At 68.5% G+C, this 26,196-nt stretch carries 22 protein-coding genes; 8 read left to right on the forward strand and 14 right to left on the reverse strand.

The annotated features are described in order from the left end of the window. Positions 1-43: 43 nt before the first annotated feature. Together AC07F0_RS02005 and AC07F0_RS02010 are read right to left on the reverse strand one after the other, a co-directional pair. Positions 44-1,183, reverse strand: a complete 1,140-nt coding sequence (locus AC07F0_RS02005; RefSeq protein ID WP_478973009.1) for a lipid II:glycine glycyltransferase FemX — start codon at positions 1,181-1,183, stop codon at positions 44-46. 135 nt (positions 1,184-1,318) lie between these two features. Then, positions 1,319-4,213 (reverse strand): FAD-binding and (Fe-S)-binding domain-containing protein, encoded by a 2,895-nt coding sequence (locus AC07F0_RS02010; protein WP_478973012.1) that lies wholly within the window; start codon positions 4,211-4,213, stop codon positions 1,319-1,321. 94 nt (positions 4,214-4,307) lie between these two features. Here AC07F0_RS02010 and serC point away from each other — a divergent pair, with 94 nt between their 5' ends. Then, positions 4,308-5,426, forward strand: coding sequence for a phosphoserine transaminase (gene serC / locus AC07F0_RS02015; protein ID WP_029180894.1), 1,119 nt, complete (start codon positions 4,308-4,310; stop codon positions 5,424-5,426). Positions 5,427-5,487: 61 nt separating this feature from the next. On the opposite strand, the gene AC07F0_RS02020 is transcribed toward serC, so the two are convergent. Then, positions 5,488-6,405 (reverse strand): NAD(P)-dependent oxidoreductase, encoded by a 918-nt coding sequence (locus AC07F0_RS02020; protein ID WP_478973015.1) that lies wholly within the window; start codon positions 6,403-6,405, stop codon positions 5,488-5,490. Between the two features lie 108 nt (positions 6,406-6,513). On the opposite strand from AC07F0_RS02020, the gene AC07F0_RS02025 reads away from it, so the two are divergent. Next, the gene (locus AC07F0_RS02025) at positions 6,514-7,125 is read left to right on the forward strand and encodes a TetR/AcrR family transcriptional regulator (protein ID WP_478973018.1); all 612 of its coding nucleotides are present in this window, start codon (positions 6,514-6,516) and stop codon (positions 7,123-7,125) included. Positions 7,126-7,196: 71 nt separating this feature from the next. Here the strand turns inward: AC07F0_RS02025 and AC07F0_RS02030 are convergent, their stop codons facing one another. From AC07F0_RS02030 to AC07F0_RS02040, 3 genes are all read right to left on the reverse strand, one after another. Continuing rightward, a complete protein-coding gene (locus AC07F0_RS02030; protein WP_478973021.1) occupies positions 7,197-8,795 on the reverse strand; it encodes an alpha/beta hydrolase in 1,599 nt (532 codons plus the stop codon). A 202-nt stretch (positions 8,796-8,997) separates the two neighbouring features. Next, positions 8,998-10,518, reverse strand: coding sequence for a cellulase family glycosylhydrolase (locus tag AC07F0_RS02035; protein WP_478973024.1), 1,521 nt, complete (start codon positions 10,516-10,518; stop codon positions 8,998-9,000). A gap of 114 nt (positions 10,519-10,632) precedes the next feature. Further along, the gene (locus AC07F0_RS02040; protein ID WP_478973027.1) at positions 10,633-11,241 is read right to left on the reverse strand and encodes an arsenate reductase/protein-tyrosine-phosphatase family protein; all 609 of its coding nucleotides are present in this window, start codon (positions 11,239-11,241) and stop codon (positions 10,633-10,635) included. Between the two features lie 346 nt (positions 11,242-11,587). On the opposite strand from AC07F0_RS02040, the gene AC07F0_RS02045 reads away from it, so the two are divergent. Continuing rightward, positions 11,588-12,091, forward strand: coding sequence for a hypothetical protein (locus AC07F0_RS02045; protein ID WP_478973030.1), 504 nt, complete (start codon positions 11,588-11,590; stop codon positions 12,089-12,091). Between the two features lie 311 nt (positions 12,092-12,402). Here AC07F0_RS02045 and AC07F0_RS02050 read toward each other — a convergent pair whose 3' ends face one another. Further along, positions 12,403-13,431: a GDP-L-fucose synthase family protein gene (locus AC07F0_RS02050; protein WP_478973033.1), complete on the reverse strand. Its 1,029-nt coding sequence runs from the start codon at positions 13,429-13,431 to the stop codon at positions 12,403-12,405. A 201-nt stretch (positions 13,432-13,632) separates the two neighbouring features. Between AC07F0_RS02050 and AC07F0_RS02055 the strand changes: the two genes are divergently transcribed. The 5 genes from AC07F0_RS02055 to AC07F0_RS02075 all read left to right on the forward strand — a co-directional run bounded on the left by AC07F0_RS02055 (position 13,633) and on the right by AC07F0_RS02075 (position 18,553). Then, positions 13,633-14,286 (forward strand): SAM-dependent methyltransferase, encoded by a 654-nt coding sequence (locus tag AC07F0_RS02055; protein WP_478973036.1) that lies wholly within the window; start codon positions 13,633-13,635, stop codon positions 14,284-14,286. Positions 14,287-14,356: 70 nt separating this feature from the next. After that, positions 14,357-15,388: a GDP-mannose 4,6-dehydratase gene (gmd, locus tag AC07F0_RS02060; RefSeq protein WP_478973038.1), complete on the forward strand. Its 1,032-nt coding sequence runs from the start codon at positions 14,357-14,359 to the stop codon at positions 15,386-15,388. Positions 15,389-15,497: 109 nt separating this feature from the next. Then, positions 15,498-16,910 (forward strand): O-antigen ligase family protein, encoded by a 1,413-nt coding sequence (locus tag AC07F0_RS02065; protein ID WP_478973041.1) that lies wholly within the window; start codon positions 15,498-15,500, stop codon positions 16,908-16,910. Further along, positions 16,907-17,740 carry an FkbM family methyltransferase gene (locus AC07F0_RS02070; RefSeq protein WP_478973044.1) on the forward strand — a complete coding sequence of 278 codons (834 nt, stop codon included), beginning with the start codon at positions 16,907-16,909 and terminating at the stop codon, positions 17,738-17,740. Before AC07F0_RS02065 ends, AC07F0_RS02070 begins: the two co-directional genes overlap by 4 nt. Before the next feature lie 27 nt (positions 17,741-17,767). After that, on the forward strand, positions 17,768-18,553 hold the full coding sequence (locus AC07F0_RS02075; RefSeq protein WP_478973047.1) for a TylF/MycF/NovP-related O-methyltransferase: 786 nt from the start codon (positions 17,768-17,770) through the stop codon (positions 18,551-18,553). 86 nt (positions 18,554-18,639) lie between these two features. Here the strand turns inward: AC07F0_RS02075 and AC07F0_RS02080 are convergent, their stop codons facing one another. The 7 genes from AC07F0_RS02080 to AC07F0_RS02110 form a co-directional block, all read right to left on the reverse strand. Further along, positions 18,640-19,812: a glycosyltransferase family 4 protein gene (locus AC07F0_RS02080; RefSeq protein WP_478973050.1), complete on the reverse strand. Its 1,173-nt coding sequence runs from the start codon at positions 19,810-19,812 to the stop codon at positions 18,640-18,642. Continuing rightward, a complete protein-coding gene (locus AC07F0_RS02085; protein ID WP_478973053.1) occupies positions 19,803-21,317 on the reverse strand; it encodes a lipopolysaccharide biosynthesis protein in 1,515 nt (504 codons plus the stop codon). Before AC07F0_RS02085 ends, AC07F0_RS02080 begins: the two co-directional genes overlap by 10 nt. A 70-nt stretch (positions 21,318-21,387) precedes the next feature. After that, a complete protein-coding gene (locus tag AC07F0_RS02090; RefSeq protein ID WP_478973056.1) occupies positions 21,388-22,179 on the reverse strand; it encodes a class I SAM-dependent methyltransferase in 792 nt (263 codons plus the stop codon). Between the two features lie 152 nt (positions 22,180-22,331). Next, positions 22,332-23,225, reverse strand: a complete 894-nt coding sequence (locus AC07F0_RS02095) for a glycosyltransferase family 2 protein (protein ID WP_478973059.1) — start codon at positions 23,223-23,225, stop codon at positions 22,332-22,334. Positions 23,226-23,248: 23 nt separating this feature from the next. After that, positions 23,249-24,064, reverse strand: coding sequence for an O-methyltransferase (locus AC07F0_RS02100; RefSeq protein ID WP_478973062.1), 816 nt, complete (start codon positions 24,062-24,064; stop codon positions 23,249-23,251). After that, the gene (locus AC07F0_RS02105; protein ID WP_478973065.1) at positions 24,061-25,263 is read right to left on the reverse strand and encodes a glycosyltransferase family 4 protein; all 1,203 of its coding nucleotides are present in this window, start codon (positions 25,261-25,263) and stop codon (positions 24,061-24,063) included. Before AC07F0_RS02105 ends, AC07F0_RS02100 begins: the two co-directional genes overlap by 4 nt. Next, the gene (locus AC07F0_RS02110) at positions 25,260-26,174 is read right to left on the reverse strand and encodes a WecB/TagA/CpsF family glycosyltransferase (RefSeq protein ID WP_478973068.1); all 915 of its coding nucleotides are present in this window, start codon (positions 26,172-26,174) and stop codon (positions 25,260-25,262) included. The genes AC07F0_RS02105 and AC07F0_RS02110 overlap by 4 nt, the downstream gene beginning before the upstream one ends. Between the last annotated feature and the right edge of the window lie 22 nt (positions 26,175-26,196).

The raw sequence follows: 26,196 nt of genomic DNA on the forward strand, positions 1-26,196 counted from the left end.
CGTAAACCGCTTATGCCACTGTCTGGGAATCGTTCCGGCTGAGCTATCGGCGGCGGGCCAGGTACAGGCTCAGCGCCTTGTGCAGCAGCCGGTTGATCGGGAAGTCCCACTCGCCGAGGTACTCGACGGCCTCGCCGCCCGTGCCCACCTTGAACCGGAGCAGGCCCAGCAGGTGGCTGGACTCCTCCAGCGTGTCGGTGATGCCGCGCAGGTCGTAGACGGCGGCGCCGAGTTCATGGGCGTCCGTCATCATGCGCCACTGCACGGCACTGCTCGGCTGGACCTCGCGCCGCCGGCTGGTGGAGGCGCCGTAGGAGTACCAGACGTGGTCGCCGACGGTCAGCATCGTCGCTCCGGCCAGCACCTCGCCGTCGTGGTGGGCGAGGTAGAGCCGCATCCGGTCCGGGTGCTCGGCGGTGAGCGCGCTCCACATGCGCTGGAAGTAGGGCAGCGGGCGCGGGATGAAACGGTCCCGCTCGGCGGTCTCGCAGTACAGCTCGTGGAAGGCCGGCAGATCCTCGTAGCCGCCGCGTACGACCTTCACGCCGGCTTTCTCCGCTTTGGTGATGTTGCGCCGCCACTGCTGGTTCAGGCCGCCGCGGATGTCCTCCAGCGACCGTCCGGCCAGCGGCACCTGGAAGACGTACCGGGGCTGACCCGCGGCGAAGCCGTCCTCGCCGCCGGGTTCGGTCTGCCGCCAGCCCAGGCGGCGCAGGGTGTCCGCGACCTGGCCGGCCCGCGGTTCGAACGACGTCGCCCGCACGTCGTGCAGGCGCCGGGCGGCCGGGTCCGCGATCGCCGCCTTGACCGCCTCGGCGCTCCAGCGGCGCACCACGACCGGCGGGCCCATCCGCACCGCGAACGCGCCCCGGCTCCCGAGGTGCGCGACCATCGGCTCCAGCAGACGTTCCAGGCCGGGCTCGTGCCAGTCGATGAGCGGCCCCTCCGGCAGGTACGCCAGGTACCGCGGCAGTCCGGGCAGCCTCGGCCCGGGCAGCGGGCGCAGCAGCACCAGTCCCGCGCCGACGAGCTGCCCGGCCCCGTCGAACCAGCCGAGGCTCTCCGCCCGCCAGTCGGGCTTCACCTCGCCCCAGGACGGGATCTGCGTGTGGCTGGCGGAGGGGCGGGCCGCGACGAACGCGAGATGCTCGTCACGGGTGATCGGCTGGACGCGGACGCTCATGCGCGGGCTCCTTCGAGTGGCTGGTGCCGAGAGCCTAGGAGCGGCCCCGCCCCTCCCCCGGCTCAGACACTCGGGTCCGCGCGTCCCGTGGCCCGAACGCCACAAGCGCGTCCGGCGACGGCCACTCGGCCCGGTTCACCGCCCGTCCTCCGGGCCGTTCCCTTCTTCTCCCTCCAGTACCGCCGCCAGTACCTCCGCCAGGTGCCTGCCCCGCACGCCCGCCAGCTGCTCCAGCTGCGTGCGGCAGGAGAAGCCGTCCGCCAGGACGACCGTGCCGTCGGGGGCGTCCCGTACCGACGGCAGGAGCTGTTCCCCGGCGCACGCGGCGGACACCTCGTAGTGGCCCCTCTCGAAGCCGAAGTTCCCCGCGAGGCCGCAGCAGCCGCCGCTCAGCTCGCCGGTGAGCCGAGCGGCTCCGCGCAGCCGGCGGTCGGCGGCGTCGCCCAGCACCGCGTGCTGGTGGCAGTGGGTCTGGCCGGCCACCGGGCGGTCGACGCGCGGTGGTGTCCAGTCGGGGGCGTGGCGCTCCAGCGTCTCCGCGAAGGTGAGGACCTTGGCGGCGAGGCGGGCCGCGCGCGGGTCGTCGTGCAGCAGCTCGGGGACGTCCGTGCGCAGGGCAGCGGCGCAGCTCGGCTCCAGGACCACGACCGGCGCGTCGGTCTCCAGCACCGGTTCCATCAGGTCGAGCGTGCGGCGCATGACCGCTCGGGCGCGGTCCAGCTGCCCCGTCGACACGTACGTCAGCCCGCAGCAGACGTGGCCCCGGCCCCGCAGCAGGGACAGCGGGTCGAGCGCGACGGTCCTGCCGTCGCCCACCGGCGGTTTCTCCAGACGCACGGTCGGCGGCAGCGCCACCCGCAGCCCGGCCGCCTCCAGCACCCGCACGGCGGCCCGCCCCACGGAGGGCGAGAGGTACTCGGTGAAGGTGTCGGGCCACAGGACGACCAGGTCGCCCTGCGCGGAGGTCCCTCGTGCCCGTCGCCGCTCCCACCACCGGCTGAACGTCCGTGTCGCCACCCGGGGGATCTCGCGCTCGGGGGCGATGCCGCCCAGCCGTTTCGCCGCCCGGGCGAAGGGCCGCAGCCGGGCCAGGGCGTTGACCAGCCGTGCCGTGTGCGTACGGGACACGGCGCGGAGCCACACGGGCAGCCGGCCCATCGCGTAGTGCGCGGCGGGCCGGAGCCGGCCGGCGTAGTGGTGGTGGAGGAACTCCGCCTTGTACGTGGCCATGTCCACCTCCACCGGGCAGTCCGACCGGCAGCCCTTGCAGGACAGACACAGGTCCAGGGCGTCCCGCACCTCCGTGGAGCGCCAGCCGTCGGTCACCACCTCGCCGGCGAGCATCTCGTGCAGCAGCCGGGCCCGCCCGCGCGTGGAGTGCTGCTCCTCGCCGGTCGCCCGGAAGGACGGGCACATGACGGCGGAGCCGGACACCGACGTCGTACGGCACTTGGCGACGCCCACGCAGCGCCGCACCGCCGCCGAGAAGTCACCGCCGTCGGAGGGATAGCCGAAGGCGACGTCGACGGGCTCGCGGGGGAGGACGGAGAAGCGCAGGCCGGCGTCCAGGGGCGCGGGGCGCACCAGCATGCCGGGGTTGAGCAGGTCGTCCGGGTCCCACACGCCCTTCGCCCGCTCGAACAGGCCGACCATCTCCGGCCCGTACATCCTGGGCAGCAGCTCCGCCCGCGCCTGCCCGTCGCCGTGCTCCCCGGACAGCGAACCGCCGTGCGCCACCACCAGCTCCGCGAGTTCCTCCGAGAAGCGGCGGAACCGGACGATGCCGGGCTCGGTCAGCAGGTCGAAGTCGATCCGGACGTGGATGCAGCCGTCCCCGAAGTGCCCGTACGGCGTGCCGCGCAGCCCGTGGGCGGCCAGCAGCGCCCGGAAGTCCCGCAGGTACGCCCCGAGCCGGGCGGGCGGCACCGCGCAGTCCTCCCAGCCGGGCCAGGCCTCCGTCCCGTCCGGCATCCGGGTCGCCGTACCGCTCGCGTCCTCCCGGATCCGCCACAGCACACGCTGCCCCGCCGGGTCGGTCATCACCAGGGCGTCCACGACATCGGCCGCCCGCACGATCGCCTCCGCACGCGCGCGTGCCTCCCCGGCCGACTCACCGCCGGTCTCCACGAACAGCCAGGCCGCGCCCCGCGGCAGCGCGGCCGGGGACGGCACCAGGTCCGCCGCCATGCCCTCCACCGTCAGCGGACCGAACGGCAGCAGCCCGGCCGCCGCCTCCGCCGCCGCGCTCTCATCGGCGTAGCCCAGCACGGCCAGGGCACGCGCGCGTGGTGCCTCGACGAGCCGTACGACCGCCTCCGTCAGCACGCCCAGCGTGCCCTCGGAACCGCAGAAGGAGCGGGCCACGTCGGCGCCCCGCTCGGGCAGCAGGGCGTCCAGCGCGTATCCGGAGATGCGGCGGGGCAGCTCCGGGAAGCCCGTGCGCAGCCGGGCCAGTTCGCCGTCCACCAGCTCCCGCAGGCCGTCCGGCGCCCCGGCCCACTCCTGCCCGAGCCGCAGCCGCCGCCCGCGCGCGGTGATCACGTCCAGCTCGCGCACACTGTCGGCGGTCGTCCCCCAGGCCACCGAGTGCGAGCCGCACGAGTTGTTGCCGATCATGCCGCCGAGCGTGCAGCGGCTGTGGGTGGAGGGGTCGGGCCCGAACCGCAGCCCGTGCGGGGCCGCCGCCTCCTGGAGCCGGTCGAGCACCAGCCCCGGCTGCACGACGGCCGTACGCGCCTCGGGATCCAGGGTGACCAGCCGGTTCATGTGCCGGGTGAAGTCCAGGACGACACCCGTTCCGGTGGCCTGCCCCGCGATGGACGTGCCCCCGCCCCGGGGCACCACCGGCACGCCGTGGGCCCGGCACACCTCCAGCACGCCGGCCACGTCCTCGGCGTCGCGCGGGGCGACGACGCCGAGCGGGACCCGGCGGTAGTTGGAGGCGTCCATGGTGACCAGTGCCCGGGAGGTGACGTCGAAGCCCACATCGCCCCGGACGACCTTGCGCAGCTCGGCCTCAAGATCCGTCATACGTCCAGCAAACCAGCCTCACGTCGACAGGAACCCCGTCTCACCCGACGGAACGCGTTTCGCCCAGGTTTCCTCACCGGCTAACCTCCAGAGCGTGGCTGAGATCCAGATTCCTGCTGACATCAAGCCCGCCGACGGTCGATTCGGCGCGGGCCCCTCCAAGGTGCGGGTGGAGGCGCTGGACGCCCTGGCCGCCACCGGTACGTCCCTGCTCGGCACCTCCCACCGCCAGGCCCCCGTCAAGAACCTGGTCGGCAAGGTGCGTGAGGGCATCCGTGAGCTGTTCCAGCTCCCCGACGGGTACGAGGTGGTCCTCGGCAACGGCGGCTCCACCGCGTTCTGGGACATCGCGACGCACGGCCTGATCGAGAACAAGTCGCAGCACCTCAGCTTCGGCGAGTTCTCCTCCAAGTTCGCCAAGGCCGCCAAGCTCGCCCCCTGGCTGGCCGAGCCGGACGTCATCTCCAGCGACCCGGGCACGCACCCCGAGCCGGTCGCCGAGGCGGGCGTCGACGTGTACGCCTTCACCCACAACGAGACCTCGACCGGTGTCGCCATGCCGATCAAGCGCGTGGCCGGCGCCGACGAGGGCGCCCTGGTGCTCGTCGACGCCACCTCCGGTGCCGGCGGCCTCCCCGTCGACATCGCCGAGACGGACGTCTACTACTTCGCCCCGCAGAAGTCCTTCGCCTCCGACGGCGGCCTGTGGATCGGCGTCTTCTCCCCCGCCGCGATCGAGCGCGCGGAGCGCGTCCACGCCTCCGGCCGGCACGTCCCGGAGTTCTTCTCGTTGCCGACTGCGATCGACAACTCCCGCAAGAACCAGACGTACAACACCCCGGCCCTCGCCACGCTGTTCCTCCTCAACGAGCAGCTGGAGTGGATCAACGGCCAGGGCGGCCTGGACTGGTCGGTGCGCCGCACCGCCACCTCCGCGCGGACGCTGTACGGCTGGGCCGAGGACGTCAAGTTCGCGAACCCGTTCGTCACCGACCCGGCCAAGCGCTCCCAGGTCATCGGCACGATCGACTTCACGGACGAGGTGGACGCCGCCGCCGTCGCCAAGGTCCTGCGCGCCAACGGCATCGTCGACACCGAGCCCTACCGCAAGCTCGGCCGCAACCAGCTGCGCGTCGCGATGTTCCCGGCGATCGACCCGGCGGACATCGAGGCCCTCACGAAGTGCGTCGACTACGTGATCGAGAAGCTCTGATCCCTCTCGCGTTCGACGAGAGCGAGGGCGCCCCGCCGGTGCGGGGCGCCCTCGCTCGTACTCAGGCAGCCGCGCCCCTCCCGAACACCTCGAACAGCCGGGTCAGGCTGTCCTCCGGGTAGCCCTCCGCCGACGCGCGCCGGAACGCCTCCAGCACCGCGGCGGGCAGGGCCGGGTCCACGCCCGCGTCCCGCGCCGTGTGCACGACGTGTTCCATGCTCGCCACGGCCATGGAGATCCGCTCGACGTCGCCCGAGTGCCGCCCCGCCTCGATCCGCGGCGTGTAGAAGTCGAGGAACTGACCCATCCCGCCCAGCGTCTGCGCCGCGTACGGCGTGATCTCCGAGGCGCTGATGCCGTTCGCGTCCGCCAGCGCCAGAGTGTGCAGCCAGGCGGTCAGGGTGGTCCAGAAGAGGTCCATCTGGAGCTGGTAGTAGAGCGCGGCCAGGCCCGGGTCCTCCCCGCGGTAGTCGGTGCCCGTGATGACCTTCAGAACGTCCTCGTACCGCTCGAAGAGGTCCCGGGGTCCGCTGTAGAAGGTGTCGAACTCCGGCGAGCCGATGCCGGACGGCGGTGTCTGGACTCCGCCGGTGAGGTGACGCGCCCCGTGCTTGGCCGCCCAGGCCGCCCCCTCGCGGGCCCTCTCCGGCGTGTCCGAACTGAGGTTGACCAGGACCCTGCCGGCCAGTGCCGCGGCGGCGGGCTCCAGGATGGCGTACATCGCGGCGTAGTCGGTGAGGCTCAGCACCACCACCTCGCCTGCCGCCAGCGCTTCCTCCACGGTGGCGGCGCGCACCGCGCCCCTGGCCACCAGCTCGTCGGCGCGGGTGGCGGTGCGGTTCCAGACGGTGACGTCGTAGCCGGCGTCCAGATAGGCACCGGCCATCGCGCGGCCCATGGGGCCGAGACCGATGACGGTGACTGACGAGATGCCGGACGAGGACTGCGCGGCAGAGGGACTCACAGCGGACGGACTCACAGAAATCTCCCTGGGATCACTGAAACGGCGACTAGAACGAACGCTCTATCCAGAGAGGAACCTAGCACGATGACTAGAGCGATCGCTCCAACTCGGTAAGGTGGCGGCGTGAAGACCAAGGCCCCGCACGACCTCGAGACCGCCGGCACCCGCGAGCGGATCGTCCGTACCGCCTCACGGCTGATGCAGCGCCAGGGCTACGAGGGCACCGGCATCAAGCAGATCTCCCGCGAGGCCGGGGCGACGCTCGGCTCGGTCTACCACTTCTTCCCCGGCGGCAAGCAGGAGCTCGGCACGGCCGCGGTGCGGCTCGGCGACGAGGAGTTCACCGAGCTGCTGCGCGAGTCGCTCGACGCGGAGCCGGACCCGGCGCGGGCCCTCGTCGCGCTCACCGCCTCCCTCGCCCAGGGCCTGCGCGAGTCCGACTGGCTCGACGGCTGCCCGGTCACCTCGACTGTCGTCGGCACGGCGGCCGGCGCACCCGGCATCCAGCAGGCGGCGGCCGAGGCGTTCGCCCGCTGGCGGGCCGTGGTCGCCGCGAAGCTGGTCGCCGCGGGGTTCGCCGAAGCGGACGCGGAGGATCTGGCCCACACGGTGATCGCCACGCTGGAAGGGGCCGAACTGGCGTCCCAGGTCGCCCGCAGCGAGACCCCGCTGGAGGTGGCGGGGCGGCATCTGGCGCGTTTGATCGCCTCGTACGGAGGCAGCGGTCGCGCGTGACCACGCAAGGGGCGCCCGGCAGGTACCGGGCGCCCCTCATCTCACGTCAGGCAGTGCTCACGCAGGCGCGCTCAGACCCCGGACCCCAGGATCCCGCGCAGGGTGTCGCCGACCGTCGCGAGGGCCGACTGGCCCGTGCTCGGCGTCTTCCCGGCCGTGGCCTGCGGCTTCGGGTCGGGCAGCTTCTTGCAGACCGCGTCGGCCACGCCGCTGCCGTGCGGCACCTTGCCGCTGGTGAGGTACGTCGCCAGGTACTTGTCGAGGCAGGCGTTGCCGCTCAGCGAGATGCCGTGATTGCCGCCGCCCTGCTCCACCACCAGGCTGGAGCCCTTCAGCAGCCGGTGCATGGTGACACCGCCCTGGTACGGGGTGGCCGCGTCGTCCGTCGCCTGGAACAGCAGCACCGGCGGGAGCTTGGCGTTGGCCACGTTGACCGGCTTCAGCGACTTCGTCGGCCAGAACGCGCACGGTGCGTTGTACCAGGCGTTGTTCCAGGTCATGAACGGCGCCTTCTCGTACACCGCCCAGTTGTCCTTGCGCCACTGCTTCCAGTCGCGCGGCCAGGACGCGTCACGGCACTGCACCGAGGTGTAGACGCTGTAGCCGTTGTCGCCGGAGGCGTCGATGGCGGCGATGTTGTCGTACGCCTTCACCAGCGCGGCGGTGTCCTTCTTGTTGACGTACGCCGCGAACGTCTGGGCGAGGGTGGGCCAGTAGGCGTTGTTGTAGCCGCCGGGTATGAAGATGTCCTCCAGCTCGGAGGCGCCCACCTTGCCGCCCGCCGGCTTCTTGGCCAGGGCCGCCCGCATCGCGTACCACTTGGCCTCGACCTTCTTCGGGTCGGTGCCGAGCTTGTACGTCGAGTCGTACTTGGCGATCCACGCCATGAGCGCCTTGTGACGCTTGTCGAAGGCGTAGTCCTGCTGGATGTTGTCGTCGTACCAGACCCCGGTCGGGTCGACGATCGAGTCCAGCACCAGGCGCCGCACCCGCTCGGGGAACAGCTTGGCGTAGACCGAGCCGAGGTAGGTGCCGTACGAGTAGCCGAAGTAGTTGATCTTCTTGGCACCGAGGGCCTTGCGGATCGAGTCCATGTCCTTCACGGCGCTGACCGTGTTGATGTACGGCAGGACGTCGGCGTACTTCTTGCCGCAGGCCTGGGCGAAGGACTTGGCGCGGTCGAGGTTGGCCTTCTCCAGCGCGGGCGTGCTGGGCACGGAGTCGGGGCGCACGGGGTCGAAGTGGCCCGGCTTGCAGTCCAGCGCGGGCTGGCTCTTGCCCACGCCGCGCGGGTCGAACCCGACGACGTCGTACTGGGCTGCGACCTCCTTCGGCAGGGAGGAGGCGACGAAACCGGCCAGCGACAGGCCACTGCCGCCGGGGCCGCCGGGGTTGACCAGCAGCGGGCCCTGGAACGTCTTGGCGGTGTGCGGCACGCGGGACAGCGCCAGCGTGATCTGCTTCCCCTGCGGCTTGGCGTAGTCGAGCGGCACCTTCACCGACGCGCACTGGAGCGTCGGGGAGTCCTCCGTGCCGCACTTCTTCCACGTGACCTTCGCGGCCTGGGCAGTGTTCGCGGACTGCGGCGCGCTGGCGCTGGCGGGGACGGCGGTGAGCGTCCCGGCCAGGACGACGGTCGCGCCGCACAGGACGGCTGCGCTTCTTCTCATGAAGTTCTCTCAGAACGGTGAGGGGGGTCAGGACCGTGGGTCCCACGGTCCGTCCCGCATCGTTTCGGAAGAGCGCGCCCTGCACGTACGTATTCGACCAAGACTTGACCGAATCGAGTCATCACATCTGTTCAAGCGCCTTCAGAAACAGGGGCGTTCTGGCGATTTCCGGAACGCCTCTCCCCTCCCACCTCACTCGCGGTCAGGTCGCCGTACAGCTCACGCCCGGCACGCTCCCGCCCCCGGGCGCACCGCCCAGGCCGAAGCTCGCCGAACCTCCCGCGGGCACACTGCCGTTGTGCGCGGCGTTCACCGCCGTGACGGTCGCGCCGCTCTGGGTGTGCGAGGCGTTCCACATGCTGGTGACCTTCTGCGAGCCGGACCATGTCCAGCTCACCTTCCAGGACTTGAGCGGCACGATTCCGGTGTTGGTCACCTTCACCTCGGCGTTGAAACCGCCGCCCCAGTCGCTGCTGACGGTGTAGGCGGCGGAGCAGGCGGCCGTACCGCCGGGGTCACCCGGGCCGCCCGGGCCGGGTCCGGAACCGCCGCCCTCGAAGCCCGGCGCCTTGACCGCCGCCAGGTATCCGTCCTTCGCGGTGTCCACGGTCTGCCAGTCGTCCTTCAGGATGCCGCCCGTGTCACCCGAGTTGGGGTTCCAGGACCAGAACGTCCAGTGGAAGCTGTCGGCGCCGTACCCCGACGTCGAGCGCAGGTACTTCACCAGCTCGGCCAGCCACTTCTGGTCCACCGCCGGCTGCAGCGTCGTACCGAACTCGCCGAGCCAGACCGGCGCGATGTTCTGCTTGAAGATGTAACCCCAGTACTTGTCCCAGATCCCCGGCATGTTGGCGGGGAAGGACGGGTCGCCGAACCACGACTGCTGGGCCACGGACGTGGCGTAGTCGTGAGCCGAGTACACCAGCCGGTTCGGGACGTCCAGCTGGACCGGGTACTGGGCGACGCCCATGAGGTTGCCGCCCCACCAGCCGTTGACGCCGTTGTGCGACTGCACGCCCTCCACCATGATCAGCAGCTCGGGGTTGACCGACAGCACCGCGTTGCCCGCGCGCTGGGCGGCCAGCCGCCAGTCCCGGGCCGGGTCGCCGCAGCCCCAGCAGGCGGGGTCGTGGGGCTCGTTGTGCAGGTCGATGCCGACGACGGTGGGGTTGCCCTTGTAGCGCGTCGCGAGGGACTTGAGGCCCGCGATCCAGGTGGACTCGGGGACCGACGCCGTGTACCAGAGCGCCGACTGGCCGGCCGCGTCCGGGCGGTGCCGATCGAGGACGATCTTGAGGCCGGCCTGACCGGCGTAGGCCACGATCCGGTCCAGGACCTGCAGCGACGTCAGGCCCCGCAGGTCGGTGTTCTTGCCGTCGTAGTTGATGCTCCCGGGCATGGCGCCGGGCTTGAGGATGTCGTCGCTGTAGGGCATGCGGATGGTGTTGTAGCCCAGCGACTTCATCTGGTCGATCATGCTCTTGTAGTCGCGGGCCCACAGGCCGTGGACGACGTGGATGTCGGTTTCGAAGCCGAACCAGTTGACGCCGGCGATACGGACCGGCTGCCCGGCCGCGTCCAGGATCTGCCGGCCGCTGGTGTGCCAGTAGCCGGCGCCGGCCTGCGCGTCGACATCGGCGTCGGCCCGTGCCGACTGGGTACCGGCCAGGGGTAACAGGAGCGCCGCGGCGACGCACAGCGCTCTTCGCAGAGTGCGGAACATGGCTGCTTCCTCTCGGGGAGGCGCGGCCCCGGAACAGTTATGGGAGCGCTCCCATGTGCGCCGCGCACCTACCAGGAAACTGAGGCACCATGAGCACGTCAAGGAGGTGAGCGTTCACATCTCGGACTCGGCCCGGCCCACAGCCGACGAAGACGCATGCCATCCGGTCCGCATGGGTGCGGCGATCCGCTCCACGGTCCCCTCGATCTGAACCAGGCACTCGTGCACTTGCGGCGGGGGCGCCCCAAGAGGGTCTTTCACGTCCACACCACCTCTACGCGCCGATACGGCACCACGGCGAGCGGCCGCGCCCTGCACAAGGGCAGCAAACCGTGCGGCCGGATCCACCGCGCCTGCGGCGTCTTCCGACCGCACCAGCCGGGCGAACTCGAGGAAGGTGAACGCACGGGACAACGCACGCACAGGAGAGAGCCGCACAGCGGCCTCACGATGCTCCCGCGCAGCGCCCAGCACCAAGTCCGCGTTCTCGACCATGTCCTTGGTCAGTCGGCGGGCGCCCACCCCGCAGGGCTCCACACCGCGCGCGACGAGGAAGGAGGTGACGGCGGCCGCCATCGGCACACCCACGACGGCCCGGGTGCCGGCACTGCTCACTCGGATGTCTTGCCGATGATCGAGCAACCGGTGCCTGAGCAGGCACTCGGCAAGCGGGGAGCGGAAGACGTTGCCGGTGCACACCACAAGTACGCGGAACAGGGGCACGCACCCTCCAGGAAGAGAAGAAGAGGAGATCAGGACATCTGGCGCGGGTCCGTCATCGGCGTCTCCGCCGGGCGACATCAGCGCCCCCGAAAGAGCGACACGTGTCGAAGCACGGCCTCGCCGGTCGGGGCGGCCGCCAGGCGCCGACCAACCGAATAGCACATATCGAGCAAATCGGGGCCTCGAATCCGGAGGACTGGCGGCCAGTCCGGTGATCTACCTACGCCAAAAGGCGTCATACCCTCCTAAGTCGCTTAACAAGCCCCACCCAAGGCTAACTATGCACATACCGTACTCGGGGTCGGACCATGCCGTCGCCTATATCCACTTGAGGAGCGTGAATGCGATGACGGCGTCATCGAAGTGTCGTGCCGCTTTCGCGACCGCGGCAGCCTCCGCTGTCCTGGCCGCAGTTCCAGTCATCGGGGCCCAACCCGCCCACGCCCAGCCCTATCCACCCGGCCCTCCGGAGCTGACCCTCACCGCCACCACCGTCGACGCAGGAGACGACCTCGGCTTCACAGGGACCGGGTTCGATCCGAACGAGGGGGTAGCCGCAGTCCTGTTCTCGAAGCCGGTCAAGCTGGGCCGCTTCACCGCCGACGCGAACGGCACGGTGGAGGGCACCGTCACCATCCCCAAGTGGACGGACCCGGGCAAGCACATCTTCCGCCTCAAGGGCCTGGAATCGAACAAGTCCTTGAAGGCCAAGATCTTCGTACGCCCGCACAAGCCTCACCTCGCCGACACCGGTGAGGACCGTTCGCTCGTCATGCTGGGCGGAACGGCGGCGCTGCTGGCTCTCGGGGTCGGCACGATGGTGGCCGTCCGGCGACGCCAGCACAACTGACCACCCCTGCCGATCCGACCGTTGCCCGTGCGATACCGGCGGCCGACAGCGGGTCCTCCGGCGGCGCCACTCAGGTCGCCGCCGGAGTCCTGCTGTCGGCCGTTGCGGTCCCCGGCCGCCCGAAGCAGGGCTCTGCGGGAAGGCGCTCGTTCTCACCCTCCAGGGCTGGGTGGCGTCACTGAGTTCGTGCCGGACGGCGCCCTGCTGTCCTGCCCCTCACACACGCCGGCCAGGACGACCCGTGCGCCGCGGGAGGACCGGCGCCGCTGGCGATTCGCCCCCGGCTCCGGGTCCGGCCGCCGCGGAGACCGTCAGTTCCGCAGCGTGCCGGACTCGAGGTTTTCCACGTACCAGGCGTAGGTCCGGGCAATGCCTTCCCGCAGGCCGACGCGAGGAGCCCAGCCGAGCGCGGTGAGCCGGGACACGTCGAGCAGTTTGCGGGGAGTACCGTCCGGCTGCTTCGTGTCCCACTCGACGCTCCCCCGGTACCCCGTGATGTCCGCGACGAGCTCCGTCAGCTCCCGGATGGTCAGGTCCGTGCCGGTGCCGACGTTGACCGGACTGTCCGCGTCGTAGTGCTCGATCAGGTGCAGACACGCCCGTGCCAGATCGTCCGCATGGAGGAACTCCCGACGGGGCGTGCCGCTGCCCCAGTTCACGACCCGTCGCGCACCCGACTTCTTCGCCTCGTGGAAGCGCCGCATCAGGGACGGCAGCACGTGGGAGTGCTCGGGGTGGAAGTTGTCACCCGGCCCGTACAGATTGGTCGGCATGGCGGAGATCCAGGGCAGCCCGTACTGGCGACGTACCGCCTGCACGTGCAGGATGCCGGCGATCTTGGCGATGGCGTAGGCGTCGTTGGTCGGCTCCAGAGGGCCCGTCAGCAGCGCTTCCTCGCGGATCGGCTGCTCGGCGAACTTCGGGTAGATGCAGCTGGACCCCAGGAACAGCAGCCGCTCCACGCCGTGCTCCAGGGCCGCGTCCAGCACGTTCACCTGGATGCGCAGGTTGTCGGAGAGGAACTCCGCGGGCCGGGTGGCGTTCGCCTTGATCCCGCCCACGCGCGCCGCGGCCAGTACCACCACGTCCGGGCGCCTGGCCGCGAACCAGTCGAACACCGCTCGCCGCTCCCTCAGGTCCAGCTCCGCCGAGCCGGGCGCGACCACATCGGCGAACCGTTCACGGCCGAGTTCCCTGCGCACCGCCGAACCGACCAGCCCGGAGCCCCCGGCCACGAACACGCGCGCCGAGCGGTCGAGGGGGCGGTGCACCCTCCCGTCCGCCACCGGAGCCCCCGAGGCGTCCCGAACCGTGGCACCGGCATCAGTGAAGGCGGCCATGGGCTTCGCTGCCCTCCTTCGCGGACGGTGCGTCAAGGGCCGCCGACTCCGCGCGCTGTGACGACGGAACGTCCACGAGCTGGATGGAAATGGTACAACCACTGAAAACGCGACACAACGTCATGAAGCGGACTATAGCGCCGATTTCCGTATTCTTGCCGGGTGCCAGAGGTGCCGGAGTTCGGGCCGAGAGGGAGCAGCATGCTGAAGACGAAGATCGCCGACCCCAGGAGGCCCGGGACCCTTGCCCACTCGGCTCGCGCCAAGCGCTGGGACGAACTGCTGCGATGCTTTCCCGCCCTGGCCGACATGCATGTTCTCGACCTCGGCGGCACCCCGGCCGCCTGGCGTGACGCGCCCGTTCGGCCGGCCCACGTGGTGACCGTCAATCTCGACCCGCGCACGGCCCGGCATGCCGAGTCCGGAATCACGCCCGTCGTCGCGGACGCGTGCAGCCTCTCGCTGCCGACGCACATGGTCACCCGGCGATTCGACCTGGTGTACTCGAACTCCGTCCTGGAGCACGTGGGAGGGCACCACCGGCGGAAGCAGTTCGCCGACACGGTGCACAGCCACGCGGACCACCATTGGGTGCAGACCCCCTACCGCTACTTCCCCGTCGAACCCCACTGGCTGTTCCCAGGGCTTCAATGGCTCCCGTTCCCGGCTCGCGTCGCCGTCTCCCGGCACTGGGGGCACGGGCACATCCCACGCGCGGGGCGTGCGCAGGCCACCCGCGACGTCCAGGAGGTCGAGCTGCTGTCCGCGGCCGAGATGCGGTCCTACTTCCCCGCTTCCACCATCTGGTTCGAACGCTTCGCAGGACTTCCCAAGTCCCTGGTCGCCAGGAAGTGAGCCGCGCCCGCCGCTTCCCGCCCCGCTCAGGTGCGCTTTCCAGCCCGCACAGCCCAGCAAAGGAATCCGCGTGACGGACAAGACCGCGCTCATCACCGGCATCACCGGCCAGGACGGCTCCTACCTCGCAGAACTGCTGCTGGAGAAGGGGTACGTGGTGCATGGAATCGTCCGCCGCGCCTCGACCTTCAACACGCAACGCATCGACCATCTCTACCGGGATCCGCACGACCCCGGGGCGCGTCTCTTCCTGCACTACGGCGACCTGACCGACGGAACCCGGATCGCGGGGCTGCTGGAGCGGCTGCGCCCCGACGAGGTCTACCATCTGGCCGCCCAGTCCCATGTGCGGGTCTCGTTCGACGAGCCCGAGTTCACCGGGGACGCCACCGGACTGGGTACCACGCGGTTGCTGGAGGCGATCAGGACGACGGGCCTGCCCTGCCGGTTCTACCAGGCGTCCAGCTCCGAGATGTTCGGTGCCTCCCCGCCGCCTCAGCACGAGGGCACCCCCTTCCACCCCCGCTCCCCGTACGGGGTCGCCAAGGTCTACGCGTACTGGGCGACGCGCAACTACCGTGAGGCGTACGGGATGTTCGCGGTCAACGGCATCCTGTTCAACCACGAGTCTCCTCGCCGCGGCCCGACCTTCGTCACCCGCAAGGTGGCCACGGCCGCCGCGCGCATCAAGGCCGGCCTGGAGGACGTGGTCTATCTGGGCAACCTCGACGCCCGGCGGGACTGGGGATACGCGGCGGAGTACGTCGAGGCGATGTGGCGGATGCTGCAACAGGACGAACCGGACGACTACGTGGTCGCCACCGGCGTCAGCTACAGCGTGCGCGACTTCGTCGAGCAGTGCTTCGCCCATGTCGGCCTCGACTGGCGGGACCACGTGCGGTTCGACGAGCGATACCTGCGGCCGACCGAGGTGGACGACCTCGTGGGAGACGCATCGAAGGCCGAGCGGATCCTGGGGTGGCGCCCGACGGTGCGAGCCCCGGAACTGGCCCGGCTGATGGTCGACGCCGAGCTGAGTGCCCTTCCGCTGCCGAACACGTCGGGCCGGAGCCATTCGTTCCGAGAGCTGGCCAAGCAGTAGGACGCTCTGCGGATCACTCATCGGTCCGGTTCCAGCAGCATGCGGGGTTATGTGTCTCATTATTCCGCGCCGCACATCATTGACCTGCTCCTACCATACGGAGGGAATTTTGGACGGCGTCGGCGCAATTTCCAAACGTATGCTGCTGTATCTGGCAGGAATTGGACCGGCGGTAAATTCTCTCCTGGTGCGGCGTGACGCCTCACGGGACATCACTGCCGAGATGAACCCGTATGTCGGATGGCGATTGACTGTGGCGCAATCGCTCACAGCAATGCTCGTCGCACTTTCGATCATCACGATTCTCACATCATGGCGGAAGGGTTTTCTGAGCCGGAATCGTGGAGTTCTGCTGGTCGTCGGGTTTCTGTTTTTCGCAGGACCGATCATCTCGGCAGCCCTTGATGCATTCAGCAGCTCCTGGCAAGAACTCCTGACAGCTCCGCTCGTGCTCGCGGCATTCTGCCTGGGGCAGCCGCCACCGATAGAGCGTACAATTTCCGACGTCCGTCGTATCGCCCGCGTCTATGTGTGGGGCAGTCTGCTGTCGGTCATCGTTGCCCCTGAATGGGCTTTTGAGCAACTCACAACCGCGGCAGACCTGGCGATCTTCAGAGATTATCTGGGGCTCGGCATGGGGAGGCTTATTGGACTTACGACGCACCCGAACTTCCTGGGGCCGGTGGCCGCAGTTTCCCTGGCCCTGGAGGCGCACTCCCTGTTCCGGCGGCGCGGGTGGATTTTTCACGCACTTGCTGCTGGTGCCGTCCTTCTTCTGACCCAGTCGCGTACAGCCTGGCTCTGCCTCATTGCGTTGCTGTGCTTCCAGCGAGTTCACCAACGTCAACGACATGGCATCCCCAAGTTCGCGTTGTTCATGAGTTGCGTTTCCTTGCTCGCTGCAGCGCTTCTCATGGAAAAGACACAGATGCTCCTTGCCGACGCAATGAGTGACGGCGAGATCGGTACGCTGAACGGGCGCACGCTGGCGTGGAACTACGCCATGGCGGAACTTCGACAGAATCCGCTGACCGGGTACGGCCCCACTCTCTTCTCCATTGAATATCGCATGGAGGTCATGCGTGACCCGTCTCTCTTCTGGGTAGGACAAGCGCACAACCAAGCACTCCAAACGCTGGGAGCCTATGGAGTCATTGGCTTTATCGGGCTCATTTCATTTCTTTCGGTCATGCTGGTGCACAGTAAGCGACTCTCCCGAGAAACTGGGGGGTTGCTTCTCGCTCTCCAGGTGATGATTCTGATCCGTTGTCTTACCGAGTCTCCGATGGAGAGATTGGGCGGCCTCTCGTGCAACTTGATGCTCCTGGCTCTCAACTGGGCCGTCCTGCTCTCGGCCCAGGAACATCGACCGCCAGGTGATAAGGCGTCCTTGTCGTCCACACCGGCCGCGTCCGGGACCGACGGCTCTGCACGGCGTTCCACCGCGCCTCCGGCTGACATGGCGACGCGCGAGCCCGCGTTCCACGGACTTACGAAGAGAAGAGCCACAATGTCGGGGTGACCTTTCTTCGACGAGCCCGTACGATTGCTCAGCACTTCGGTATCGATGTGAGTCGGTTCCCCGCGGGTTCTCTCGAGAACCGCCTTGTGCAATTGCTGTCCCACTTCGACATCGATGTGGTCATCGATGTGGGGGCCAACCGCGGACAGTACGGGGCCATGCTCCGTCGATTCGGGTACCGGGGGCGCATCGTCTCTTTCGAACCACTGAGCAGACCGCTGGAGGCCCTGCACCGCCGTGCGGCCACGGATGCGCTGTGGACAGTGTTCCCCTACGCGCTGGGCCACGAGGATGCCACTGTCGTCATCAACGTGTCCGGAAATGACGCGGCGAGCAGTTCCATCCTGCCGATGCTCCCGAAACACCTCGATGCCTGTCCGGAATCTGGCTATGTGGACCGGCAGGAGATCACGCAGCGTCGTCTGGAGGCATTGTGGCCCGAGGTGACGCGCCCGGGAGACCGCGTCTTCCTCAAGCTCGATGTGCAGGGATACGAGGAGGCAGTCCTGCGCGGGGCGGGAGACCGTATCCATGATTGCGTAGGACTCCAGATGGAGGTCTCCTGTGTTCCTCTGTACGAAGGTGGCCTGCAGTTGGCCGAGGCACTTGACCTTGCCCAACGCCGATATGGCCTGACACTGATGGGTGTGGTGCCTGGCTTTGCAGATCGAAGAACAGGTCAGATGCTCCAATGCGATGTCCTGCTCTTCCGCGACAGAATTCATGATTCTCTTCAGCAGGAATCAGGTCGTGCGGATGCAGCGGAGGCGTCGACTTCGGCCCACAACTCGCCAAGCAGGAGACTGGGTCACCCGATTTTTGATGGATAGAGTCGTTACATGCCCAATGTAAGGACAGTGACACGGTCCACTCTCGACCGCTTCCTCGGTGTTGCCGGGGCTCGCGTGATCACGATGGGGGAGGAAGAGGCCGGCCGAAGGCGATACGCCCGCGCGGTGCGGAGCCTGTATGACGTCTACGTCGAGCGCGTCTTTCCTGACCTGCGGGACCGGGAAGGCCGACTCCCACTGCTGACGAAGCTTGTCGGGACAGAGATCGGTGAGGCGATGTTCCTTCTGCACTGGCTGCAGTCCGCGCGGGACAGTGGTGAGGGTGATGTCGTCGAGATGGGCGTCGCTCAGGGCGCCACCTCGGCGCTGCTGGCGAACGAAATTCTGAATGACGGTCGGGACTTGTGGCTGTACGACTCGTTTCAGGGCCTGTCTCGTCCCACCGCCGAAGACAGACTCCTCGACGACATCGAAAACCGGGGATCGATGGACAGCTACGAGTCCGCGATGTCGTTCCCACAGCAGCTTGTCCGGCAGCATCTCGCCTCGGTGGGTTTCCCCACCGAGCGCACCCACATCGTCGCCGGCTTCATCACCCCAGACGTTCGGGAGCTGCCGGAGGTCGTGGCGTTCGGATATCTCGACTTCGACTTGTACAAGCCCATCCTGACGGGCCTACGGCTCCTCGGGCCGAAGACGCGACCTGGCTCCGTCCTGATGGTCGACGACTACCGATACTTCTCCTCCGGCCCGGAACAGGCCGTCCGAGATTTTCTCGCCGAGGACGATCGCTACGAACTGGTTGTCGGCCCTGAGAGCGCGGGCCACTTCTGCGCCCTGGTGCGACGGTAGGCCGAACGTGGTGTCTCCGAGGTGATCCAGGGCCTCGATCGGCTTGTTCAGCGGTGAGGGCCGGTACCTGGCCGTGTCCGAGGGAATCAGCGGTGCCCACCGCTGGCCGTGGCGACACGGCGGTACCGGGCTTCATAGGAGCGCACCAGGCTGGGCCAAGCGAAACGCCGGGCACGACGTAGCGCTTGGCCGCTCAGCAGCATCCTGCGCTCAGGGTCGCGAGCCATGCGGACAACCGCGGCAGCGATCTCATCCGGTTGCCGGACGTCAACCAGCTCTCCCGCGCTGCCGAACCCGAGCAGCCACGGGACCGCGCCTGAGGCGTGGCCCGCCACGATCGGCAACCCTCGCGCCATGGCTTCGAGGACCGTCATGCCGAATGATTCCTCCAGCGTGGGGGCCACGAAGATATCAGCACGATCCATGGCCGTGAGGATGTCCTCGGCCCGCATGGGACCAGCGAATACGGTTCCGACGGCAAGACCACGCGCGCGTGCCCAGGTCTCTGCCGGGCCGCCGGCTTCAAAATCCCGGCCCACCAGCATCAGTTCGACATCACCAAGTTGTTCGCGAACCGTCTGAAAAGCTTGAAGCAGAGCACCCACATTCTTCAGCGAAGAAAAATGCGAATTCACCGAGAGGATTTGATGTACCGGCGCGTCGCGCATCGGCGGGCTGTTCGCAAAGAACTTGGAGGGAAGTCCATTGGGTAGGAGATATGCAGAACGTCGGCCGATGCCCCGGAGTCGGTCTTGAATATAGGGCGAGACCGCGGCGAGTTCCCGCGTCTTTCCCAGGCAACGAACCTGCATCAGTAGTCTGACCAACCGATAGGGATCAGGATGATGACGCAGAATCGCCGGGGCCCAGTCGTGCACGCTGATGAGGCAGGGGTGCCTGCTCGCGAGCGCACCCAACCCGAACTCGTACGTCCAGTGGGCGTGGATCAGATCTGTGTCCACTGAATCGAGCAGCTCCCGCACGGTGTTCCGCTCGTGCCGGAATGCGTCCCTGGCGCGGTGCCGCGCACGATAAGGACCGACCAGGACCTGCGCGGCCCCGATACGCCGCTGCACCGGGACCGTCACGTCAGTACTGAGTGTGACGACCGTGATCTCGTGGTCGCTGCGGCACAGCTCCACAGCCAAGGAAGTGGCCACCGGCGCCACCATCCCCTCGGGGACCGTGCTTTCGATGGCTGGGTCGAGCATCCGCGACAAGTGCCGGAGGTCGATGGGTGCAGCGATCGCTACTCGCATGCGGCAGCCTTCCTGGTCTTCGTCACGAGTGATGTCGGGATCAGTGCACGCTCTCGCGCGACCCGGGTACCGTCGAGACAACCGCCCCAGAGGACAACCGAGACGCCAGCGAGTCCCATCGTGGCGACCTGGGCGATCAGCGTCACCGGCGTGGGCGCGAACTCCCCGATCGCACGGCCGACACCGGCAACGGCCAGGCCGACGGCCACTGCGACAGCGACGGACTGCGCATAGACCTTCAGTACCTGCCGCAGAGATCTCGGAATCACCCGGTCCATCCACAACAGGTACAGGGTGTGTTGGAGGAGGCGGCCCACCAGCACGGCGATGACCAAGCCGAGGAGTCCGCCATCGCACACCACCACGAGGCCGGCACCCAGCAACAGGGTTGCCAGATGCAGGCATTCGATCAACGCCTTCATCGGTACTTTCCCGATCGCCTCCGCCATCGATGCCGGGAAATACACGACGACATGCAGCGCTGCTGCTGCCGCCAGAACGGGAACGAGTTGGGCGGCCAAGTGCCAGCCTCCACCCAGCAGAACGAGCACGAAACTGCTGGCGCCGGCACCGATGGCGGCCGCCATCGGCAGAAAGAGAAGAGTGGACAGCGCCATACTGTCGAGGTACGCGCTCCTGAGCCGCTCATGGTCGAGTTGCATACGACTGAAGATCGGGAAGAGCACCTTCCCGACCGCCGTGGCGATTTGTTGCAACGGCAGCACGGCGATCAGTATGGCCCGGTTGTACTGCCCCAGCGCCTCAATGCCCGCGTATCTGCCGACAAGGAGGTTGTCGATGCCGATCGTCAGGAACTCAAGGAATCCCACGAGTGACACTTTCGCGCCGAACGATGACATCTTCCTCATCGGAACGCCGGCGACCAGCAGTCGAAGGTCGTGCCTCGCGAACGTGTAACTCCCGAGCGTCATCAGTGCGGACTGGCCGATGGCTGCGTACACCAGGCTCCAGATCCCACTCCCCGTCAGCGCGGACATGAGGCCGATACCGCAGTACCCGGCCACATAGGAGCCGAGCTCGATCAGGGCGATGGTCCGGTAGCGCATGGATCTGCGGAGGAGCCCGGTGGCGGTCGAGCCCACGGCGGAGATCACCAAGGTGAGCCCCAGCGCTCGGCACACGGATGTCAGCGCCGGGGGGGCGCCCAGGATCGTGACGGCGTACGGCGCCAGCAGCCAGAGCACCGCATAGGCGACGAGTCCGGTTGTGATACTGAGGGTGAAAGTCGCCCGGAGGTCACGTGCTTCCAGTACGGGACGCTGCACGATGGCCGAGCTCAGACCTCCCTGCGCGAAGTGGCTCACGAAGCGGAGCACGAACAGGGCGAGCGCGAGCAACCCGAAGTCTCCCGGTGTGAGCAGCCGGCTCATCACCGCGGTGTACGCCAACTGGGCTACGAATGTTGCGAACGTCCCGAAAAGCGTCCATCGCAGCCCTTTGGTCGCCCTCGATGTGGACCTCTCGGGCGGCGCGCCTCGGATCATCGCGGTACAACTGACCGGCAGGCCGGCGCGTACATCGCCATCAGTTCCGGGCGCGGTTCGTGTGCGAGGTTCACCGTCCGCTCCGGTGTGCCGGGCCGCCGTCCGCCTTCACCACCACCGCGACCATCATGTTGCCGAGCCGGTTCACCGGCCGCAGCGCCTGGTAGACAGCCTTGGCCGCCGTCAGGCGCCAACGCTCCGGGAAGCGGCCCGCCACCTTGCCGACGGCGAGGCTGTGGTCCCACAGCCTGCGGAGCAGCACGACGGCCTGCGGGCACAGGAGATAACTTCGGGTGGCCTGGTTCACCAGCGAGCGATTCCACCGGAAGACATAGTTGACGAATTCCCCTTGCCGCTCCCACTCGGTGCCGATGAGCCTGCCCACCAGACCCTCGTGCGGCTCGATCACGACGACGGCCTTCCGGGCCACCCGAAGCATCTCCGTGAAACCCAGGACCGGCCGCGGCAAATGGTGCAGACCGTCCTGGACCAGTACCAGGTCGTAACTGGAGTCGGGAATCTCGGCCATGTTCTCCGCGTTCAGAGGCAATGTCCGAATTTTCGGATCAAGGCTGCGGCAGACCTCGAGTGCCTCTTCGGACAGATCGCTGACCGTCACGTCAGTGAACCCGCAACGGCTGAGGAAGACCCCTTCCCCGCCCACACCACCGCACACGATCAGAACACTCTGCCCTGCCGGATCAAGAAGTCCCCGCCCGCGCAGCATGTGCAGAGCGATCCGCAAACGACGATCGCGCAGGAAACGAGTCAGCGGATCGCTGGTGACATGGAAGGACCAGTCATCCCGGTTGCCGCAGATATCCGCAGTCGCGGCGCGCTGCATATCCACTCCGCTTGTCACGGTTCCTCCTCCGCCGCGCGTGGCAGCCCACGCCGGATCAGTTTGCCATGGCTGTATGGAACGAACCCGTCGCACGCGCCGCAGAGCCACATGGACATGAAGTCGGGATTTCCTGCCGTATGGCGTTCGGATTTTCCCGGGCTGTTTCGGAACTACCTGCCGAGGACCTGCGCTCCACCGCGCATTCGGACGAGAGCCGCACCGGCGAGGAGCCGCGCGTACGGTGAGAGCCAGTACAGCGGCCATACGGGACCGGCGTGCCGCCGCGTGAACCGCAACCAGCTGCCCGGCGGAAGGCCCTTCGGGGCGCACGCCAGACGCATCCGCTGCCGGACGGTCAGAGCGGGATCGGTCCAGCTCCCCGCTGTGGGGTTGCGCGCACAGGTGCCCAGCGTTCCGGCTGCGACCCAGACGGCACATCCGAGGCGCCCGGCGCGCAGACCGTAGTCGAAGTCGGCCAGCCCATGGCTGAAGCCGGCGTCGATCTGCCCGACACGTTCGGCCACAGGGCGGGGGATCAGTACCAGGTTCCCGTTCATGGTCTCGGCGCGAACCGGCCTTTCGGCCGGAGCGACCGTGGTGAAGTGCACCGGGCGCAGACGGCTGCGCCGGTGAACACCCGAGTACGTCACCGCGTCGGAGTGCGGATCACGCAGAGCGCCCACGACGATCAGGTCACCCTTGTCCGAACCGGAGAGCGACCCGTGGGTGCGGAGCAAGTCCGACAGCGCTCCGGGGTCCAAGATCACGTCGTCGTTGAGCCAGAGGAGGAAGTCGTAGTCGCCCGCGGCCGACGCCGCGAGTGCCATCGCCTTCGCCCAGAACAGCCTGCCGTTGCCCTGGAGCACATGGATGCCTGGCCATGCCTCGCGGGCAGCGCGTGCGGTGCCGTCGGTGCTGCCGTCGTCGGTGAGAACGACACGCACCGAGACCTCGGGTCCGCCCTGCCCGATCAGCGACCGCAGGCACCGGACCGTGGTCTCGCGACGGTTGTGACAGGCGATCAGCACGACCACCCGCGTCACGGGTGCCGCCGACTGCCCCATGGCCTTCCCTCCCGGTCCTCGCCTCACCGCTCGGGCACTGCGAGAGCATCGGCGCGACGCACTTCAGGGAGCTCGGACACCTGCTGCGCTACGCCCGGGGCGGCCAGCACCACGCACCCGCGCCGGCGCCCGCTCTCCATGCCGGACGGGCAGTTCGGCCAGAACGTGTCGTAGGGCGCGACGGTGTCCCCGAGATACTCCATCGACAGCTGCAGGTCGCCATAGGTGTCGAATGCGTACCCGGCGTCGTCGGGGACCTTGAAGTCGTCGATGACGATGACCGAGTCCGTCCACGCCTTGGTGATGATGTCGACTTCCTCCCGGAGGGGAAGATCTTTCTCCCAGTGGGCGTCCAGGTAGAACAGGACGCGCGACCGGGGAAACCGGGCGGAGTCACGCAGCGTCCGCAGAGCATCCCGGGAGTCCTCGTTGAGCACCCGGACGTCTGGATTTCCGCGGAAACGCATCGCGGCGCAGCGCGCGAATCCGCGATTCTTTTCGACGGTGAACACGGGAGCACCGGACAGGTGCCACAGGAACTGCGTCGACCCTCCGCAGTAGGTTCCGGATTCGAAGACCGCCCGGGGCTGGAGTTCGCGCACCAGGGAGCGGAACAGGTTCTGACGGAATCGCTGCCCGTTGAGGGCGGCGGGCCATGGCCCGTAGAGCCATGGCCGCATGGTGCGGACAGGCTTGGTGATCGAGCGCCGGAGCCGAACGGGCAGGACACCGTATGCGCGCGAATTCGTCCATCTGTCCGGCGACCTTGGAACCGTCATTTCACTGACACCCTTCATTGATTCGCTCGCCGGTCCGTGAAGTTCCTCAAGTCGGGTCACACACTGCTCCCGAGAATATGCAGCAACCCGCCACAGAAGCGCTCCGCCATGCCGTCCGCCGTGTAGGTGGCGGCGTCCTTGCGGCACGCTTCGCGTAGAGATTCCAGGTGGGAACGGTCGTTCAGCACCTGTTGCACCGCCACCGCGTAGGCCTGCGGATCGTCTCGGCTGACAACGGCGTTTCGTCCGTGCTCCAGGTATTCGAACTCGGGCGCGTGCCATGGCCAGTCGGTGGTGACGATGGGTGTCCGGAGGGCGAACGAGTCCACCGCGCACAGGCCCACCCGCCCGGGCATCAGCATGACGTCCGACACCGCTCCGAGCAGTGCGACGTCCTGGCCGGCACGGTGGCCCAGAGCCACCACCGGGCTGTCCGGTGCGCAGGCCACGGCTTCCACCAGGGACCGGTCGACACCGTCTCCCGCCACCAGCAGCTTGAAGCCCGGCAGCCCGGCCGCGACCCGCCGCGCGCACTGGAGCAGGAAGGGGATTCGCTTGGGGGCGTCAAGTCCCCCCACGTACAGTGCTGTTCGTCCCGGCTGGAGACGGTGGCGCTCGCGCAGCGCGGCGGCTGCGGCATGTTCGGGCGTGCCCTGGATGTCCGCCCGGTCACGCGTGACGGTCAGCTCCGTGGTGTCCACGGAGTTGCGCAGGACGGTGATCCTTTCGCGGGGGAAGCCCCGCGAGCTGACGTACGAGGCTCCCCCTTCCGTGTAGGCGAAGAACCAGGCGGCCTGCCTCGTGAGGGCGTCCTTGGCAACCTCCTGGAACCGGCTCGTCTTCTTGGTGTAGGTGCGCCCGTGGCCCCAGAACGCGATCCGCGGCGGGTGTCCCCCGGCCCGTCGGACCATCTGGCGCAACAACAGCGGGTAGGCCTCCAGATTCCGCAGTGCCTGCTCCAGTACCACCACATCGGCGGAAGCGGCCCGGTCCGTCACCTGACGCCAGAGAAGAGACCGTCCGCCGGGAGCGGGCAGCCGTCGCGAAGGTACCTGTACCGCGCAGGCGCAGGGAGCGGCGTCGCGCCGGGCCGCCTGCTGCGGCGGTACGAGCCCGTACAGCACTTCCAGGGCAACACCCTCGGAGTTCAGCCGTTCCTGCAGGTGATTGAAGAACGATGTCCGGTAACCGGGGACGTAGGGCTGCACCACGACGACGCGCCGCCGGGCGTCTCGGGGGCTCACCGGAGTGATCGTCATGACCGCACCTCGGGAACCCTGGCGGGAGTCTTTCGGCCACGGCGGGCGAGGCGGCCCGAATTCAGGCGACCGGGTGCCTCGATCACCGCACCGCTGTCCGCTCGCACCGGCTGTGTCGCCTGGCGCACCACCCCGTGGACGAAGCGCGCGTTGCCGAACAGGTACCGGCGCCACAGGCGGCGGGGTTCGCAGCCGAACCGGAACAGCCATTCCAGTCCGTTGTGCCGCATCCAGTGCGGTGCCTGCGGCTTGTTGCCGGCGACGAAGTCGAAGGCCGCGCCCACGGCCACGGCCACCACGGGCAGTGCGTCGCACAGTTCGGCGGCCCAGCGGTCCTGCTTGGGGGTGCCGAGTCCGACCCAGACGATGTCGGCCGCGGCGGAGCGGATCTGCTCCACCTGCTGCCGCCGTTCGTGGGCGGTCAGGGGACGGAAGGGCGGGGAACTGGTGCCCGCGATCCGCGCCCCGGGATAGCGCCGCCGCAGCTCCCGGTGGAGTGCGTCGAGGACCTGGGGCGTGGAGCCGAGAAGGTAGTGGTTCAGGTCGGTGTGCTCGGTCAGGGCGAAGACGTCCGTGAGGAGGTCGGGGCCGTAGACCCGTGTGCCCGGCAGGGCGGTGCTCGGGTAGAGCAGCCGGTTGGCCCACACGACCGGCTGCCCGTCAGGGAGGTTGAGGGAGGCTGAGCGGAGGATGCCGCGCAGCTCGGGGTCCCGGTCGGCCAGGGCGAGCGTGTAGGCGTTGGACAGGTGAACGTCACTGCCGCGCGGGCCGCCGGAGGCGCCGGGTTCGTCGGTGAGTCCCTGCCGTGCCTCGCGCATCCGGCCGGCCAGGTGCACGACATGGCGGGCCGCACTGTCGCGGGTGTGCGCGGTGATGGGCACACCGAGGCACTCGACCACGGGAGCGGTCACCGGCATCGTTCGACTGCTCGGA

The sequence above is a fragment of the Streptomyces sp. NPDC045955 genome (genome assembly GCF_056430805.1).

Coding starts and splice junctions, on each gene's coding strand:
- AC07F0_RS02095 (WP_478973059.1), bottom strand. CDS start 23,225: ATGGGGCAGTCGGCGGCACCCGTGACGCGGGTGGTCGTGCTGATCGCC.
- AC07F0_RS02105 (WP_478973065.1), bottom strand. CDS start 25,263: ATGACGATCACTCCGGTGAGCCCCCGAGACGCCCGGCGGCGCGTCGTC.
- AC07F0_RS02080 (WP_478973050.1), bottom strand. CDS start 19,812: ATGCGAGTAGCGATCGCTGCACCCATCGACCTCCGGCACTTGTCGCGG.
- AC07F0_RS02045 (WP_478973030.1), top strand. CDS start 11,588: ATGACGGCGTCATCGAAGTGTCGTGCCGCTTTCGCGACCGCGGCAGCC.
- AC07F0_RS02010 (WP_478973012.1), bottom strand. CDS start 4,213: ATGACGGATCTTGAGGCCGAGCTGCGCAAGGTCGTCCGGGGCGATGTG.
- AC07F0_RS02050 (WP_478973033.1), bottom strand. CDS start 13,431: ATGGCCGCCTTCACTGATGCCGGTGCCACGGTTCGGGACGCCTCGGGG.
- AC07F0_RS02005 (WP_478973009.1), bottom strand. CDS start 1,183: ATGAGCGTCCGCGTCCAGCCGATCACCCGTGACGAGCATCTCGCGTTC.
- AC07F0_RS02030 (WP_478973021.1), bottom strand. CDS start 8,795: ATGAGAAGAAGCGCAGCCGTCCTGTGCGGCGCGACCGTCGTCCTGGCC.
- AC07F0_RS02035 (WP_478973024.1), bottom strand. CDS start 10,518: ATGTTCCGCACTCTGCGAAGAGCGCTGTGCGTCGCCGCGGCGCTCCTG.
- AC07F0_RS02085 (WP_478973053.1), bottom strand. CDS start 21,317: ATGATCCGAGGCGCGCCGCCCGAGAGGTCCACATCGAGGGCGACCAAA.
- AC07F0_RS02055 (WP_478973036.1), top strand. CDS start 13,633: ATGCTGAAGACGAAGATCGCCGACCCCAGGAGGCCCGGGACCCTTGCC.